The sequence below is a fragment of the Amycolatopsis sp. PSD-21 genome (assembly GCF_055561455.1).
The window spans coordinates 6,827,134-6,842,445 of record NZ_CM145712.1; the positions used below are offsets into that span (position 1 = coordinate 6,827,134).

Annotated in this window: 16 protein-coding genes; 9 read left to right on the forward strand and 7 right to left on the reverse strand. The window is 70.3% G+C overall.

Annotation, left to right across the window (positions count from 1 at the left end; genetic code table 11):
* Window positions 1–111: 111 nt before the first annotated feature.
* Both ACZ1DY_RS31950 and ACZ1DY_RS31955 read right to left on the reverse strand, forming a co-directional pair.
* Entirely contained in the window at window positions 112–1,113 is a 1,002-nt protein-coding gene (locus ACZ1DY_RS31950; protein WP_465481856.1) for a Gfo/Idh/MocA family protein, read from the reverse strand.
* Window positions 1,114–1,117: 4 nt separating this feature from the next.
* Window positions 1,118–2,122, reverse strand: coding sequence for a LacI family DNA-binding transcriptional regulator (locus tag ACZ1DY_RS31955; RefSeq protein ID WP_465481857.1), 1,005 nt, complete (start codon window positions 2,120–2,122; stop codon window positions 1,118–1,120).
* Between the two features lie 121 nt (window positions 2,123–2,243).
* Here ACZ1DY_RS31955 and ACZ1DY_RS31960 point away from each other — a divergent pair, with 121 nt between their 5' ends.
* From ACZ1DY_RS31960 to iolD, 7 genes are read left to right on the forward strand one after another with little or no spacing between them, the layout of a single operon-like run.
* A complete protein-coding gene (locus ACZ1DY_RS31960; RefSeq protein ID WP_465481858.1) occupies window positions 2,244–3,143 on the forward strand; it encodes a sugar phosphate isomerase/epimerase family protein in 900 nt (299 codons plus the stop codon).
* A 24-nt stretch (window positions 3,144–3,167) separates the two neighbouring features.
* Window positions 3,168–4,154 carry a sugar ABC transporter substrate-binding protein gene (locus ACZ1DY_RS31965; protein ID WP_126733468.1) on the forward strand — a complete coding sequence of 329 codons (987 nt, stop codon included), beginning with the start codon at window positions 3,168–3,170 and terminating at the stop codon, window positions 4,152–4,154.
* Window positions 4,151–5,185 carry an ABC transporter permease gene (locus tag ACZ1DY_RS31970; protein ID WP_257485144.1) on the forward strand — a complete coding sequence of 345 codons (1,035 nt, stop codon included), beginning with the start codon at window positions 4,151–4,153 and terminating at the stop codon, window positions 5,183–5,185. The genes ACZ1DY_RS31965 and ACZ1DY_RS31970 overlap by 4 nt, the downstream gene beginning before the upstream one ends.
* Entirely contained in the window at window positions 5,182–5,967 is a 786-nt protein-coding gene (locus ACZ1DY_RS31975; RefSeq protein WP_257485143.1) for an ATP-binding cassette domain-containing protein, read from the forward strand. Before ACZ1DY_RS31970 ends, ACZ1DY_RS31975 begins: the two co-directional genes overlap by 4 nt.
* Window positions 5,964–6,896 (forward strand): 5-dehydro-2-deoxygluconokinase, encoded by a 933-nt coding sequence (iolC, locus tag ACZ1DY_RS31980; RefSeq protein ID WP_465481859.1) that lies wholly within the window; start codon window positions 5,964–5,966, stop codon window positions 6,894–6,896. Before ACZ1DY_RS31975 ends, iolC begins: the two co-directional genes overlap by 4 nt.
* Window positions 6,893–7,783 carry a 5-deoxy-glucuronate isomerase gene (iolB, locus tag ACZ1DY_RS31985; protein WP_465481860.1) on the forward strand — a complete coding sequence of 297 codons (891 nt, stop codon included), beginning with the start codon at window positions 6,893–6,895 and terminating at the stop codon, window positions 7,781–7,783. Before iolC ends, iolB begins: the two co-directional genes overlap by 4 nt.
* A complete protein-coding gene (gene iolD, locus ACZ1DY_RS31990) occupies window positions 7,780–9,618 on the forward strand; it encodes a 3D-(3,5/4)-trihydroxycyclohexane-1,2-dione acylhydrolase (decyclizing) (protein ID WP_465481861.1) in 1,839 nt (612 codons plus the stop codon). Before iolB ends, iolD begins: the two co-directional genes overlap by 4 nt.
* On the opposite strand, the gene ACZ1DY_RS31995 is transcribed toward iolD, so the two are convergent.
* A complete protein-coding gene (locus ACZ1DY_RS31995) occupies window positions 9,599–10,492 on the reverse strand; it encodes a LysR family transcriptional regulator (protein ID WP_465481862.1) in 894 nt (297 codons plus the stop codon). The genes iolD and ACZ1DY_RS31995 overlap by 20 nt on opposite strands.
* 103 nt (window positions 10,493–10,595) lie before the next feature.
* On the opposite strand from ACZ1DY_RS31995, the gene ACZ1DY_RS32000 reads away from it, so the two are divergent.
* Both ACZ1DY_RS32000 and ACZ1DY_RS32005 read left to right on the forward strand, forming a co-directional pair.
* The gene (locus tag ACZ1DY_RS32000) at window positions 10,596–11,141 is read left to right on the forward strand and encodes a nuclear transport factor 2 family protein (protein ID WP_257485138.1); all 546 of its coding nucleotides are present in this window, start codon (window positions 10,596–10,598) and stop codon (window positions 11,139–11,141) included.
* A 3-nt stretch (window positions 11,142–11,144) separates the two neighbouring features.
* Window positions 11,145–12,005 (forward strand): SDR family NAD(P)-dependent oxidoreductase, encoded by an 861-nt coding sequence (locus tag ACZ1DY_RS32005; RefSeq protein WP_465481863.1) that lies wholly within the window; start codon window positions 11,145–11,147, stop codon window positions 12,003–12,005.
* 1 nt (window position 12,006) lies between these two features.
* Here the strand turns inward: ACZ1DY_RS32005 and ACZ1DY_RS32010 are convergent, their stop codons facing one another.
* The 4 genes from ACZ1DY_RS32010 to ACZ1DY_RS32025 all read right to left on the reverse strand — a co-directional run bounded on the left by ACZ1DY_RS32010 (window position 12,007) and on the right by ACZ1DY_RS32025 (window position 15,298).
* Complete coding sequence (locus ACZ1DY_RS32010; RefSeq protein ID WP_465481864.1) at window positions 12,007–12,867, reverse strand: NAD(P)-dependent oxidoreductase; 861 nt, start codon at window positions 12,865–12,867, stop codon at window positions 12,007–12,009.
* Between the two features lie 65 nt (window positions 12,868–12,932).
* Window positions 12,933–13,511 carry a TetR/AcrR family transcriptional regulator gene (locus ACZ1DY_RS32015; RefSeq protein WP_465481865.1) on the reverse strand — a complete coding sequence of 193 codons (579 nt, stop codon included), beginning with the start codon at window positions 13,509–13,511 and terminating at the stop codon, window positions 12,933–12,935.
* 53 nt (window positions 13,512–13,564) lie between these two features.
* A complete protein-coding gene (locus ACZ1DY_RS32020) occupies window positions 13,565–14,623 on the reverse strand; it encodes an NAD(P)-binding domain-containing protein (protein WP_465481866.1) in 1,059 nt (352 codons plus the stop codon).
* Between the two features lie 42 nt (window positions 14,624–14,665).
* Window positions 14,666–15,298, reverse strand: coding sequence for an SRPBCC family protein (locus ACZ1DY_RS32025; RefSeq protein ID WP_465481867.1), 633 nt, complete (start codon window positions 15,296–15,298; stop codon window positions 14,666–14,668).
* Window positions 15,299–15,312: the final 14 nt, after the last annotated feature.

Genomic DNA, 15,312 nt, shown 5'->3' on the forward strand with positions numbered 1-15,312 from the left:
TCAGAAGGCCGTCTCGCGTGATTGGACGGCCGACTCGGCGCGAGCCCCGGCCACGCGCGTGTCGTCCGCCTGATCACGCGTGTCGTCCATCCAGTCACGGGTGTCGGCCGGTCAGACGCGGACCTCGTCCACGCGGACCGGGCGCCGTTCGCGGCGCGAGAGCTCGCACGCCTCGGCGATGTAGAACGCCTCCAGCGCGTCCGCCGCGCCGCACGGGCTCGGCGCGCGACCGGCGGCGACGTCGAGGAACGCCTTCAGTTCGCTGATGTACGCGGGGCGGAAACGTTCCATGAACCCGGGGTAGGCCGGGCCGGGCAACGGCTGGACGCCGGGTTCCACCGAGGTCAGTGGCGCGCGGTCGTCCAGGCCCACCACGGCGTTGCCCGCCGAGCCGAGGACTTCCAGTCGGACGTCGTAGCCCGCGCCGTTGTAGCGCGTCAGCGAAACCACCGCCAGCGTCCCGTCGTCGAGCGTCAGCGTCGCGGCCGCGGTGTCGACGTCACCGGCGTCGGCGAAGAACCGCTCGCCCTTGTTGGCGCCGACCGCGTAGACCTCGGCGACCTCGCGCCCGCTCACGAACCGGACGACGTCGAAGTCGTGCACCCCGCAATCGCGGAACAGTCCACCCGAGTGCGCGACGTACTCGGCGGGCGGCGGTGCCGGGTCGAGCGTGGTCGCGCGCAAGGTGTGCAGCCAGCCGAGTTCGCCGGACGCCACCGCCGCCCGGGCCGCGGCGTAACCCGCGTCGAACCTGCGCTGGAAACCGATCTGCACCGGCACGTCCGAACCGGAGATCTTGTCGATCACCGCGAGCGTCCCGGGGATGTCGGCGGCGACCGGCTTCTCGCAGAACACCGGGATGCCCGCGTCCACCGCCTTGAGGATCAGCTCCGGATGCGCGTCCGTCGCCGCGGCGATCACCAGACCGTCCAAAGAGGACGCGAAAAGCGAGGGGATGTCCGCCGCCGCTTCGACGCCGAGCTTCGCCGCGGCGGCCTGGGCACGAGCGGCGTCGACGTCGGCGACGACCACGGAGGAAACCTCGTCGAAGCTCTTCAAGGTCTCGGCGTGCGAAGTGCCGATCCGGCCGGTGCCGGCGAGTCCCAACCTCATGTGGTTACCTTTCTGGAGCGGCGGTGGTCGAACGGACCACCAGCGACGGGTGCAGCAGATGCCGGACCGGTTCGGCGCGTTCGCCCCGGATCCGTTCGAGCAGCGCTTCGACGGCCAGCCTGCCCATTTCCGTACGCGGCTGGTCCACAGTGGTCAGTGAGAGATGGCGCAACGCGGCGAGCGAGGTGTTGTCGTAGCCGACCACGGACACGTCCTCCGGCACGCGAAGGCCCACCTCTTCGAGGGCGGAGATCGCGCCGACGGCGTTGAAGTCGTTGCCCGCAACCAGGGCCGTCGGCATTCCGCCCATCGGAGGGTCGCTGAGCAGTTCGTGCACGGCCTTCTCCCCGGCGGTGTCCGTATGCTCGCTGTGCACGATGATCGGGGGCAGCCGGTGCCGCCGCATGGCCTGCTGATAGCCCCTGCGCCGGGCCGCCGCACCGGCCGCGAGCCCGCCGTCCAGATGGGCGATCCTCCGGTGGCCCAACGAGACCAGATGATCGACGGCGAGCGCGGACCCGGCCTCGCCGTCGTCGTTCACCGTGTCCACCCCCGCGGCGCGCGAAGTGCGCGACACCAGGACGACGGGACATTGCGCGGCGGCTTCCTCGATCGCCGAAGCGGGGACCACCGGCGACAGCAGGATCACCCCGGCGGGGCGGAAGGACAGCAGGTTCTTCAGCGCGGCACGCTCGCGCGCGGGACTGCGGCCGCCGGTGTTGAGGATCAAGTGGAACCTGGCCGCTTCCGCCGCCGCGTCCAGCCCCTCGACGACGTCGGCGAAGAACGCGTTGCGAAGGTCGGAGACCATCACGCCGAGGACGGTCGACGTCCGGCTCGCCAGCGACCTGGCCATCGCGTGCGGCTCGTACCCCAGTTCGTGCGCCGCGCACAGCACGCGCGTGCGCCGTTCGTCGGAGACGTTCGGAGCGTTCCGCATCACCAGCGACACGAGCGCACGGGACACTCCCGCTTTCGCGGCGACGTCCTCCATCGTCGGTCGCGCCATTTTCCACCGTCCCCCTGCCCTTGACTTTACTGTGACGGACGCTACATGATTAGAGCGCTCTAATCAATAGAGCGCTCTAATCCCATCCCCGTCCCACCGTTCCCACCGCAGGAGGCCGCCGATGACAGCGCCGACATCCCGGATCCGGATCGCCGCCGCCCCGATCTCGTGGGGCGTCTGCGAAGTCCCCGGCTGGGGCCGCGTGCTCGACGCGAAGACCGTGCTGGGCGAAATGGCGGAGCTGGGGGTGCGCGCCACCGAGCTCGGCCCGCCCGGCTATCTGCCGCGTGACCCGGCCGCGCTGCGTGAGCTGCTCGGCGGATACGAGCTGGAACTGGTCGGCGGTTTCCTCGCCGTGGTGCTGCACGAGGATCCCGAAGCCGCGTTGGCCGCGGCCGAGGAGTCCGCCGCGCTGTTCGCGGCCTGCGGTGGCGATGTGCTCGTGCTCGCCGCCGCCACCGGCCTCGACGGCTACGACGACCGGCCGAAGCTGAGCGAAACCGAATGGACGACCCTCGTCGATACCTCCGGCGAGATCGAGAAGATCGCCGCGCGCCACGGCCTTCGCACCGTGCTGCACCCGCACGTCGGGACGCACGCGGAAACCGAGGAAGAGGTCGAGCGCTTCCTCGCCGATTCCGCTCTCCCGCTGTGCCTGGACACCGGGCATCTCCTGATCGGCGGGACCGACCCGGTCGCGCTGGCGAAGCGGTACCCCGGACGCGTCGGGCATCTGCATCTCAAGGACGTGCGCGGCGAACTCGCCGAAGACGTCCGCGCCGGCAGGCTTCCGTATACCGAGGCCGTGGGTAAAGGTCTCTATGTCCCCCTCGGTGACGGGGACGTCGACATCGAAACGATGGTCAGGTCCGTCCACGAGGCGGGCTACGACGGGTGGTACGTGCTCGAACAGGACACCGCGCTGAGCGAGGGGAGCCCGGAGGATCTGCCGAAGCGGGACGTGGCCAGGAGCCTGGCGCATCTCGACGGAATCGTCAGCCGGCTCCCGGCTGCCAGGTAACGGAAGAAGCGAGGAGAGACGACGATGTCCCATCGCTTGAAAGCGGCTTCGGTGCTCGTGGCGGGGCTGTTGCTCCTGTCCGCGTGCACCGGGCCGAAGGCCGAGGTGAAACCGGCCGCGGGCGCGGGCCCGGAGACGGCGGAGCCCAGCGGGCCGCTGCGGGTCGCGGTCATCTCGCACGGCACGGCGGGCGACGCGTTCTGGAACGTGGTCAAGAACGGCGCCGAGGAGGCGGGCAGGCAGCTCGACGTCCAGGTCGAGTACAACTCCGACGGAGACCCCGGCAACCAGGCCAAGCTGATCGACAACGCGGTAGCCCAGCGGGTCGGCGGGCTGGTGGTGTCGATGGCGAACCCGGAGGCGCTCAAGACCTCGATCGAGAACGCGGTCCGCGCCGGGATCCCGGTCATCACCATCAACTCCGGCGAGGACAAGAGCGCGGGCTACGGCGCGCTCACCCACGTCGGGCAGAACGAGACCATCGCCGGCGAGGAAGCCGGGAAGAAGTTCCGTGAGCTGGGCAAGAAGAAGCTGCTCTGCGTGGTCCACGAAGCGGGCAACGTCGGGCAGGCACAGCGGTGCGATGGCGCCAAGACCGGCTTCGCGGGCGACGTGCAGACCCTTCAGGTCGACATCAGCAACCCCACCGACGCCGAATCCCGGATCAGGGGCGCGGTGCAGACCGACTCCACCCTCGACGCCGTTCTGACGTTGAACTCCCAGGTCGCGGCGCGGGCGGTGAGCGCGATCAAGGCGGTCGGCTCGGCGGCCCAGGTCGGCACGTTCGACCTCAACACCGACGTGGTCGGCGCGATCAAGGCGGGCGACGTGGTGTTCGCGGTCGACCAGCAGCAGTACGAGCAGGGTTATCTCCCGGTGCAGTTCCTCAAGCTGTACCGGGACAACGCGAACGTCGTCGGCGGCGGGAAGCCGGTGCTCACCGGGCCCGACCTGGTCGACAAATCCACTGTGGACACCGTCGGCAAGTACGTGCAAAGGGGCACGCGATGACCACCACCATGCTCGACGAACGGATCGCGAAACCCCGCCTGCTCGACAGGCTGGTCGTCCGCCCCGAGATCGGCGCGCTCCTCGGCGCCGTCGTCGTCTTCCTGTTCTTCACCCTCGTCACCGACCAGTTCTTCAGCGGCAGCGGCGTGGCGACCTGGCTCGACGACGCCTCGACGCTCGGCATCATGGCGGTCGCGGTGTCCCTGCTGATGATCGGCGGCGAGTTCGATCTGTCGGCGGGCGTGATGACGGCGTCCACCGCGCTCGTCACCGCGACGCTGGCGACTCAGGCCGGCTGGAACGTCTGGCTCGCGCTGTTCGCGTCGCTGGTCTTCGCCCTCGCGGTGGGCGCGTTCAACGGCTGGCTGGTGATGCGCACCGGTCTGCCCAGCTTCATCGTCACCCTGGGCACCTTCCTGGCACTGCAGGGGCTCAACCTCGGGGTGACCCGCCTGGTCACCGGCACCGTCCAGGTGTCCGGGATGCGGTCGGCCGACGGCTACGAATCCGCCGGCTTCGTCTTCGCGTCCACAGTGGACATGGGTGGGACCGCGTTCCAGATCTCCATCGTCTGGTGGATCGGGTTCGCCGTGCTGGCGGCCTGGCTGCTGGTGCGGACCCGCTTCGGCAACTGGATCTTCGCCGTCGGCGGCTCCGCGCAGAGTTCGCGCGCGGTCGGGGTCCCGGTGGTGCGCACCAAGATCCTGCTGTTCATGACCACCGCGCTCGCCGCGTGGCTGGTCGGCTCGATCAACATCCTGCGGTTCGCGAGCGTCCAGGCGAACCAGGGCATCGGGCTGGAGTTCCAGTACATCATCGCGGCCGTGATCGGCGGTTGCCTGCTCACCGGCGGGTTCGGTTCGGCGATCGGCGCCGCGATCGGCGCGCTGATCTTCGGGATGGCGAGGCAGGGCATTGTGTTCGCCCGCTGGGACAGCGACTGGTTCATGCTGTTCCTCGGCGTCATGCTGCTGTCCGCGGTCCTGGTCAACAACGCCTTCCGGCGGCGCGCGGAAAGGGTGCGGCGATGAGTCGTCTTCTCGAGGTCAAGGACGTCGGCAAGACCTACGGCAGCGTGATCGCGCTGCGCGACGTCTCCACCGTGGTCGACGCGGGCGAGGTCACCTGCGTCCTCGGCGACAACGGCGCGGGCAAATCCACCCTGATCAAGATCCTCGCCGGGGTCCACCAGCACGACAAGGGCGAGTTCCTGGTCGAAGGCGAGCCGGTGAAGTTCGCTTCGCCGCGTGAGGCGCTCGATCGCGGAATCGCGACGGTGTACCAGGATCTCGCGGTCGTCCCGCTGATGAGCGTCTGGCGGAACTTCTTCCTCGGCTCCGAACCGACGGTCGGCTTCGGCCCGTTCCGCGCGCTCGACCGGAAGAAGGGCCGCGAGACGACCAAGAAGGCGTTGTCCGACATGGGTATCGACCTGCGTGACGTCGAGCAGCCGGTCGGCACGCTGTCCGGTGGCGAGCGGCAGTGCGTCGCCATCGCACGGGCCGTGTACTTCGGGGCGAAGGTCCTGATCCTCGACGAGCCGACGGCGGCGCTGGGGGTCAAGCAGGCGGGCGTCGTGCTCAAGTACGTCGCACAGGCCCGTGACCGCGGGCTCGGGGTCGTGCTGATCACGCACAACCCGCATCACGCGTACCCGGTGGCCGATCGCTTCCTGTTGCTCAAACGGGGCGCGTCGCTCGGCGCGTACGAGAAGTCCGAGATCGATCTGGCCGAGCTGACCCGGCAGATGGCGGGCGGCGCGGAACTGGAAGCCCTCGAACACGAATTGCGAGCCGCGGAGTCCCCTTCATGACCGCTCTCGAAGCACTGACCGTCGGCCGGGTCGGGGTGGACCTCTACCCCGAACAGAGCGGCGTGCCGCTGGCCGGGGTCAGCACCTTCGCCAAGTCGCTCGGCGGCACCGCGACCAACGTCGCGGTCGCCGCCGCGCGGCTCGGCCGCTCGACGTCGGTGCTGACGAAGGTCGGCCCCGACGGCTTCGGCGAGTACGTGCGGCAGGCGCTGCGGGAGTTCGGCGTCTCCCCCGAGCACGTCGGGACGTCGGCCGGATTGCAGACGCCGGTGGTGTTCTGCGCGCTGGACCCGCCCGCGGATCCACCGCTGCTGTTCTACCGGTCCCCCATCGCCCCGGACCTGACCATCACCGAGAACGACGTGCCGTGGGACCTCGTGGAATCCGTTCCGCTGCTGTGGGTCACGGGCACCGGCGTCTCCGTCGAGCCGGCGCGCGGCACCCAGCGCAAGATGCTCGAACGGCGCGGACGCCGGTCGCACACCGTGCTGGACCTCGACTTCCGGCCGATGTTCTGGCCGGACACCGAGACGGCGCAGGAAGAGATCGGCTGGATGCTCGACCACGTCACGGTCGCCGTCGGCAACCGCACCGAGGCCGAGGTCGCCGTCGGCACGGCGGACCCCGACGAGGCCGCGTCCCGGATGCTGGCCAGGGGTGTCGAGCTGGCGGTGATCAAGAAAGGCGCGGACGGGGTGCTGGTGGCCACCGCCGAAGGCCGCTGGACCGTGCCGCCCCAGCGGGTCGAGGTCGTGTGCGGGCTCGGTGCCGGGGACGGTTTCGGTGGGGCGCTGATCCACGGTCTGCTGTCCGGCTGGGATCCGGTGCGCATCGCCACCTACGCCAACGCGGCGGGCGCGCTCGTCGCTTCCCGGCTCGCCTGCGCCGACGCCATGCCCACCGCCGACGAGATCGAGGAGTTGCTGTGAGCAAGCTGCACCGTCCACTCGGGACGCTTTCGGACGAGCGGGACCCGGTCCGGCTCACCCCGGATTCGGCGGGCTGGGACTACAGCGGCCTGCGGGTCCTCTCGCTGGCCGCCGGGGAGTCCAGGGTGGTGCGCACGGGCGAGTACGAAGCGTTCGTCCTGCCCCTGTCCGGCGCGTGCACCGTCCGGGTCGACGGGCAGGTCTTCGCCCTCGCCGGGCGGGATTCCGTGTTCACCCGCGTCACGGATTTCGCCTATGTGCCACGGGACGCCGAAGTCGAGTTGTCGACAGTCGCGGGGATCGAGGTCGCCCTGCCGATGGCCCGCTGCACCCGCCGTCTCGAACCGCGCTACGGGCCGGCCGAGAACGTGCCGGTGGAGGTGCGCGGCGCGGGACAGGCGACCAGGCAGGTCACCAACTTCGGCGTGCCCGGTGTCTGGGACCACGCGGACAAGCTGAACGCCTGCGAGCTGATCACCCCGGGCGGCAACTGGTCGTCGTACCCGCCGCACAAACACGACGAGGCGTCCGACTGCGAGGTCGTCAACGAGGAGATCTACTACTTCCGTATCGCGGGCCGCGACGGCGTGACCCCTTCGCGCGAAGGGTTCGGCCTGCACCGGACGTACACCGCCGACGGTGGACTGGACGAGGACGTCGCGGTCCGGGACGGCGACGTCTTCCTGATCCCGCGCGGCTACCACGGTCCTTGCGTCGCCGCGCCCGGCTATCCGATGTACTACCTGAACGTCCTGGCCGGGCCCGCCGCCGAGCGGTCGATGGCGTTCTGCGACGACCCCGCGCACGGCTGGGTCCGCGAGACGTGGAACGACCAGGAGCTCGATCCGCGCTGCCCGGTCACGAGCCACGAAGGGCGGGTCTCATGAAGCTGACCACGGCACAGGCCCTCGTGCGCTGGCTGCTGGCGCAGCGGTCGGAAACCCTGGACGGCCGGGAGGTCCCGTTGTTCCCCGGGGTGTTCGCGATCTTCGGGCACGGCAACGTCCTGGGTCTCGGCACCGCGCTGGAAGAGCACCGGGACGAGCTCCCCGTGTGGCGAGGGCAGACCGAGCAGGGCATGGCGCTCGCGGCGGTCGGCTACGCCAAGGCCACGCACCGGCGGCAGGTCGGCGTGGTGACGTCGTCGATCGGTCCCGGCGCGCTGAACATGGTCACCGCGGCCGGGGTCGCGCACGCGAACCGGTTGCCGGTACTGCTGCTCCCCGGCGACACCTTCACCAGCCGCGCCCCCGATCCGGTGTTGCAGCAGGTGGAGCATTTCGGTGATCCGACGGCCACGGTCAACGACGCCTTCCGCGCGGTGAGCCGGTACTTCGACCGGATCACCCGGCCGGAGCAGTTGCTTTCGACGCTGCCGCAGGTCGCCAGGGTGCTGACCGATCCGGCGGACGCGGGGCCGGTGACGCTGGCGCTCCCCCAGGACGTGCAGGCGGAGACCTACGATTTCCCGGACGCGTTGTTCGCGCCGGTGACCCATCGCCCGCAGCGCCCGCGGCCCGATCGCCGGGCGCTCACCGAAGCGGCGGGCCTGCTCCGGGCGGCGCGGAAACCGTTGCTGGTACTCGGCGGCGGCGTCCGGTATTCCGGCGCGGGCGCGCGGGCGCTGGCCTTCGCCGAACGGCACGGCATCCCGGTCACCGAGACCACGGCGGGGCGCACCCTGGTCCCGCACGGCCATCCGCTGCACGCCGGCCCGCTCGGGGTCACCGGCTCGACCTCGGCGAACGTGCTGGCCGCCGAGTCCGACGTCGTGCTGGCCGTCGGCACTCGCCTGCAGGACTTCACCACGGCGTCCTGGACGGTGTTCTCCCCGGACGTGCGGCTGATCACGCTGAACGCCGCCCGGTTCGACGCGGTCAAGCACGGTGCGCTGGCCGTCGTGGGCGACGCCGACGCGGGGCTCGTGGATCTGTCCGCCCAGCTCGAAAACTGGCAAGTCGATCCACTGTGGACGGAGCGCGCCTCGGCGGAGCGCGCCCGCTGGGACGCGCATATCGACACCCTGCGCGCCGCTTCCGGCGAGGTGCCGACGTACGCCCAGGTCGTCGGCGCGGTCAACGACCTCTCCGAACCGCACGACTACGTGATGACCGCGTCCGGCGGGATGCCGGGCGAGCTGATCGGCGGCTGGCGCGGTTCGGGCTCGATCGGCATGGACGTCGAGTACGGGTTTTCGTGCATGGGCTACGAACTGGCGGGTGCCTGGGGTGCGGCAATGGCGCATACCGAGGGCCTGGTCACCACGATGCTCGGGGACGGTTCGTACCTGATGCTGAACTCCGAACTGTTCTCGGCCGCCTTCGCCGGGCATCCCTTCGTGGCGGTGGTCTGCGACAACGACGGCTACGCGGTCATCGCCCGGCTGCAGGAGGGGCAGGGCGGCAAGCCGTTCAACAACCTCCTCGATGACTGCCGGAGCGCGCACACCGCTCCGCCTCGGGTCGACTTCGCGCGGCACGCGGAGTCGCTGGGGTGCGCGGTGTTCACAGCGTCCACTGTGGACGACGTGGGGGCGGCGTACGCGAAGGCACGGGAAGCCGCGGTGGCCGAGCACCGGCCGGCGGTGGTCGTGGTGCGCACCCGGCCGGACGCGTGGACCGAAGCCGGTGCCTGGTGGGAAGTCGGCGTTCCGGAACACCTTTCCGGACGTGCGGACTTCGAGGAGAGCAAAGCCGGACAGGTCAGGTACTTGAAGAGCTGACGAGACGCACCGCCCGCACGAACGCTCCCACCAGCGGGCCGGTGCTCTCCTTCGGCCAGGCCAGTGCGATCCGCAGTGGCTCGATGTCGACGATCGGCCGCCACACCAGATCCGGATGCGCGTAGAACCTCGCCATCGACTCGGGCGAGATGCAGACCGCGTCGGTGGTGGCGACGAATTCGAGCATCTCCTCCACGTTGCCGTTCTCCGGCCCCCAGTTCGGCGCCGAGCCGTCGGGACGCGGGTTGACCGCCCACCAGTCGACCCACTCGGGCGGAGCGTTGCGGGTCCAGAGCAAAGGCGCGTCGCGGAGATCGTGGATGACGACTTCTTCCTTGGCCGACAAGGGATGTGACGCGTTCATGGCGACCCATCGCCGTTCGGTGGCGACGACTTCGGCGTGCAAACCGGTCAGATCGGCGGGTAGCCAGACGAACGCGATGTCCGCGAGTCCGTCCCGTAAGGCCTGCGCCTCACCACCCCAGTCGAACCGCTTCGGTTCGATGGTCGCGTCGGGGTGGCGTTCGGTGAACAGGGTCCGCGCCCGCCGGGCGAGCGGGCCGCCGCCGGTCGCGACGAAGCCGACCCGCAGGACGTTGCCCGCGGCCGCGGCGGCCGTGCGCACGAGACGGCCGGTGAGCTGCCAGTCGGCGAGAAGGCGGTGCGCGGCGGGCAGGAGGACCTCACCGGCGGCGGTCAGCCGGATCTCCGAGTTCCCCCGGGTGAACAGGTCCGTGCCGAGCCGGGACTCCAGTTGGCGGATCTGGCGGCTCAGCGACGGCTGCGTGACGAACAGGGCTTCGGCGGCCCTGGTGAAGCTCAGCTGTTCCGCGACGGCGACGAAATAGCGCAGCACCCTCGTGTCGACGTCCATGTCCCGATCCTCCCGATGCCCAGAACGTATGGGTACGGGCATTGGACCGCCGTGAGGTCCCGGTGATTGCGTGGACGGCAGCCACTTCTGGAGGGAAAAGACCGTGGAAGACCGAAGGACACCGATCGACCGGGCGACGTTCCTGCGGGCAGGCGGCACGGGCGCCGCCGCGCTGCTGGCCACGTCCCTGACCGGCGGGACCGCCTCCGCCGTGCCGGAGCGGACCCGGGAGCACCCCAACGTCGCGCTGATCCGCCGTTACTACGAGGCGTACGGGTCCGGCGATCTCAATGCCCTCAAGCAGTTCTTCACACCGGACATCCGGTGGACGATCCCGGGACACCATCCGCTCGCCGGGACCAAGACCGGTGCGGACGAGGTGATCGCCTTCTTCGGCGAGCTCGCCCGTGCTGGATTCCGCGCGGAAGTGCTGTACCTCGCCGCGGACGGCGACCGGGTGGTCGATCTGCACCGCGGCTGGAGCACCACGCCCGCCGGGCTGGACATCACCTGGGTGCTCGCCTATCGCATCCAGGGCAGGCGGATCGCCGAGGCGATCAACTTCGCGTCCGACCAGCACGCCGCCGACGCGTTCTTCTGGCGGCGATATCCGCTGGCACGGATTCCCGACCGTCTCGCCAAGGGCTGAGCGATGGACACCTCACGCAGACGAGTGCTGACCGCGGGTGCCCTGGGGCTCGCGGCGACGGCCATGGCGCCGACCGGCGCGGCCGCCGCCGCGGAACGGTCACGAGGCCGGTTCGACGGCAAAGTCGTGCTGATCACCGGCGCGACCTCGGGTATCGGTGCCGCCACGGCGCGGGCGATGGCGGACGAGGGTGCGAAGGTGTTCTTCTGTGGCCGCCGCGAAAAGCTCGGCCAGGAGGTCGCGGCCGGAATCCGGGCGCGGGGCGGCGAGGCGACCTTCCGCCGCGCGGACGTCCGGGTGGAGGCCGACGTGCGCGGTCTGGTCGACCAGTGCGTGCGCCGTTACGGCCGCTTGGACATCGCCGTCAACAACGCGGGGATCGAAAGCCCGCGCGCGGTACCGCTCGCCGAGCAGACCCTGGCCGAGCTGGAGGACGTCTGGCGCACCAACACGGCCGGGGTCTTCCTCGGGATGAAGTACGAGATCCCGCGGATGCTCGCGCAGGGTGGTGGCGTCATCGTCAACACCGCCTCGATCTCCGCCGAGGTCGGGTTCGCCACCATCGCGCCCTACAACGCGAGCAAGCACGGTGTCACGTCGCTGACCAAGGTCGCGGCGCTCGAGTACGCGGACAAGAACATCCGGGTCAACGCCTTCGCTCCGGGCGCCGTGGACACCCCGATGCTCCGCCGCGCCGCGGAGGCCTTCGGGCTGACCTACGAACAGATCGCGCAGGACTATCCGATCAAGCGCATCGTGCGGCCGGAGGAGATGGCGACCGTGGTGATGTGGCTCAGCTCCCCGGATTCGAGCGCGGTGACCGGGACCGACGTCGACGCGAGCGGCGGTTACCTGACGGGCTGACTCACTTCACGAAGCTGGCGAAGTAGCCGGCCGCCATGTCCTCGTCGCCGTGTCCGGCCGCGGACGCGCGGGCGAAGCGGGCTCGACCGGCCTCGACGGCGTCCAGCCGGACACCCGCGCGGGCCGCGGCCTCCAGCACCAGCCGGGAGTCCTTCTCGGCGTTGTCGACCGAGAAGGCGGTGGTGTAGTCGTTCTCGAGGATCGCGGTGGATTTCGCCTGGAAGTAGCCGTTGTCCATCGGGCCGCCGGTGACGACGTCGACGAAATGCCGCGGGTCGACACCGAGCCCTTCGGCCAGCGAGAGTGCTTCGCCGACGCCGTGGGTCAGCGCGATCACCCAGGTGTTCAGCACCAGTTTGAGCCTGCTCGACGCGCCGGTGCGGCCGTCTTCGCCGACCCACAGCGTGCGCTTGCCGATGGCGTCGAACAGCGGCTGGACGGTCTCGCGGGCCTCGGCGGCGCCCGCCGCCAGGACGATCAGCTGGCCCAGCTCGGCGGGCTGGCGGGTGCCCTGCACCGGCGCGTCGACGAAGACGAGGCCGTGCTCGTCCGCGTACGCGACCAGTTCGTCGACCGCGTCGCCGACGGTGCTGAGCTGGACCCAGATCGTTCCGGCGGCGGGGCCTGCCGCACGGATCGCCTCCAGTACCGCCGGGCCGTCGGTGAGGACCGTGATCACGACCGGCGCGCCCTCCACGGCCTCCGCGGCGCTCGCCGCGACCCGGACACCGTCCCCGGACAGGGCTTCGGCCTTGGCCGGGGTGCGGTTCCAGGCACGGACCTCGAACCCGGCCTTGCTCAGGTTGCGGGCGACCGGGGCACCGATGATTCCGGTGCCGAGCACCGCGACGGTCTTCGTCATGACTTGGCTTGCTCCCTGCCAGTAGTGGAATGGTCGTTAAAAATCCGGCGTGAAACCCGGAAGTCTCACAACGCCTGGACGGTGGTTTCGACGATCTGGGTGAGCGCCCGCCGGTCCGCGGTCTTTCCCAGCACCCGCATGCCGTACATCGCGGCGAGCGTGAACCGCGCCAGCGCCCGCGGGTCCCGGTCCGGGCCGATCTCGCCCGCCTCCCTCGCGGCGGCGAAGGCGGCGTGGAAGGCGTTCTCCACCCGTTCGAAGTCGTGGCGGACACGGGCGGTGACCTCGTCGTCGATCCCGCCGAGCTCGATGGCGGCGTTGACGGCGAGGCAGCCGCGATGCGCGGCCGAGGGGTCCAGCTCGTCGTCGGCGACGTCCATCAGGACCCGCCTGACCCGCGCCCGGATGGACTCCGGCCCGGCCAGCATCTCCTCGATGCGGACGGCCGTCGTCTCCTCGTACCGGCGCAGCGCCTCGCTGAACAGCTGCTGCTTGCCCGAGAACGTGTTGTACAGGCTCCCCCGGCCCAGCCCGGTGCCGTCGACCAGATCCTGGGCCGACGTGGCCGCGTATCCCTTGCGCCAGAACGTACTGACGGCGGCATCGAGTACTTCGGTGGGATCGAATCCCTTGGGGCGGGGCATGGCCGCAGCATGCCACGTTTTGTAACGATCGGTCAAATACGGGGGCCGGGACCTCAGTGTCCGAGCAGGCGCCGGATCTCGGTGACGGCCGCGCGGCCGGCCCGGTTCGCGCCGACCGTGCTCGCGGAAGGGCCGTAGCCGACGAGGTGCAGCCTCGGTTCGGCGACGACGCGGGTGCCGTCCATCCGGATGCCCCCGCCGGCCGCCCGCAGGCGCAGCGGCGCGAGGTGGTCGATCGCGGCGCGGAACCCGGTGGCCCACAGGATGACGTCGGCGGGCTCGAAGGTGCCGTCCGCCCACTCCACGCCGTCCGGCGTGATCCGCTGGAACATCGGGTGCCGGTCGAGGATCCCCGCGTCGAGGCCGGCGCGCACCTCGGGCGTCACCGCCAGGTCGGTCACGCTGACGACGCTCTTCGGCGGCAGGCCCTCGCGGACACGCCGATCGACCTTCGCGACGGCCTCACGGCCCCAGTTCTCGTTGAACGGCTCGTCCCGCCACACCGGCGGGCGCCGGGTCACCCAGCGCGTCGAGCGCGCGAACGGCGCGATCTCCAGCAACAGCTGGACGGCCGACGAGCCACCGCCGACCACGACGACGCGTTTCCCGCGGAAGTCCTCGACGCCGGTGTAATCGGCGGTGTGCAGCTGACGGCCGCGGAAGGTCTCCTGCCCCGGATAGTGCGGCCAGAACGGCCGGTCCCAGGTGCCGGTCGCGCTGATCACCGCGCGCGCTGCCCAGGTTTCCGCCGCGCTCGCCACGACCAGCCGGTCGCCCTCGGCGCTCACCGACAGGACGTCGACGGGCCGGTGGACCGGGAGGTCGTAGGTGCGTTCGAAGCGGCCGAAGTAGTCGGAAACGACGTCGGCCGCGGGCAGTTTCGGATCCGGGGTGCCGAACGCCATCCCCGGGAGGTCGTGGATGCCGTGGACCTTCTCGACGATCAGCGAAGGCCAGCGGTACTGCCAGGCGCCGCCGGGCCGTTTGCCGTGGTCGAGCACGACGAAACCCGCCTCGTTGGCGAATCCCGCGCGGCGCAGGTGATACGCCGCCGACAGACCGGCCTGTCCCGCCCCGATCACCGCCACGTCGACTTCGTGATCCGCCTTCATACCGGGTTCAACGGCTCCCGGAAGCAGCTATTTCCCTCTACGTCACTGTGTCCGCTGCGTCACAGCCCTCACGATGGCGACGATCAGGAGCACCCCGGCGAGCACCACCAGCACCGGCGCCGCCCGTTTGACCACGGATTCGCCCGCGTACTCCATCAGATCGATGGCTTCGCCCTCCGGCACCGGCTTTACCGCTTTCAACGGCGGGCGTTCTTCGGCCTTCTCAGGCTCAGGGGTACCGAGCTTGCCGGACAGGCAGTCCGCGAACGAGTCGAGGATCTTGCCGCCGACCTCGGAGATCATCCCGCGTCCGAACTGCGCCGGTTTCCCGGTGACCGCAAGCTCCGTGGCGACGGCGCCATGGGTGACGCCGTCCTTCTCGGTCAGGGTGAGCGTCACCGTCGCCGACGCCGTGCCCGCGCCGCGGGCGTCCTTCCCGGCGGCCTTGATGACCACCTTCTTCGCGTCGGCGTCCTTCTCGATGAACTGGCCGGTTCCCTTGTAGAGCAGGGAGATCGGCCCGAGCTTGACCTTCACCGTGCCTTTGAAGGCGTCCCCGTCGACTTCGGTGACGGTGGCACCCGGCATGCACGGCGCCACCCGTTCCGGATCAATGACGGCCTTCCAGACCTCGCCGACCGGGGCGGGAACGGTGAATTCGTGGTCGAGCCGCACGGGCCGACCTCCCT

Coding starts and splice junctions, on each gene's coding strand:
- ACZ1DY_RS31950 (WP_465481856.1), bottom strand. CDS start 1,113: ATGAGGTTGGGACTCGCCGGCACCGGCCGGATCGGCACTTCGCACGCC.
- ACZ1DY_RS31965 (WP_126733468.1), top strand. CDS start 3,168: ATGTCCCATCGCTTGAAAGCGGCTTCGGTGCTCGTGGCGGGGCTGTTG.
- ACZ1DY_RS31975 (WP_257485143.1), top strand. CDS start 5,182: ATGAGTCGTCTTCTCGAGGTCAAGGACGTCGGCAAGACCTACGGCAGC.
- ACZ1DY_RS31960 (WP_465481858.1), top strand. CDS start 2,244: ATGACAGCGCCGACATCCCGGATCCGGATCGCCGCCGCCCCGATCTCG.
- iolD (WP_465481861.1), top strand. CDS start 7,780: ATGAAGCTGACCACGGCACAGGCCCTCGTGCGCTGGCTGCTGGCGCAG.
- ACZ1DY_RS32020 (WP_465481866.1), bottom strand. CDS start 14,623: ATGAAGGCGGATCACGAAGTCGACGTGGCGGTGATCGGGGCGGGACAG.
- ACZ1DY_RS32005 (WP_465481863.1), top strand. CDS start 11,145: ATGGACACCTCACGCAGACGAGTGCTGACCGCGGGTGCCCTGGGGCTC.
- ACZ1DY_RS32015 (WP_465481865.1), bottom strand. CDS start 13,511: ATGCCCCGCCCCAAGGGATTCGATCCCACCGAAGTACTCGATGCCGCC.
- iolC (WP_465481859.1), top strand. CDS start 5,964: ATGACCGCTCTCGAAGCACTGACCGTCGGCCGGGTCGGGGTGGACCTC.
- ACZ1DY_RS31955 (WP_465481857.1), bottom strand. CDS start 2,122: ATGGCGCGACCGACGATGGAGGACGTCGCCGCGAAAGCGGGAGTGTCC.
- ACZ1DY_RS32010 (WP_465481864.1), bottom strand. CDS start 12,867: ATGACGAAGACCGTCGCGGTGCTCGGCACCGGAATCATCGGTGCCCCG.
- ACZ1DY_RS31995 (WP_465481862.1), bottom strand. CDS start 10,492: ATGGACGTCGACACGAGGGTGCTGCGCTATTTCGTCGCCGTCGCGGAA.
- ACZ1DY_RS31970 (WP_257485144.1), top strand. CDS start 4,151: ATGACCACCACCATGCTCGACGAACGGATCGCGAAACCCCGCCTGCTC.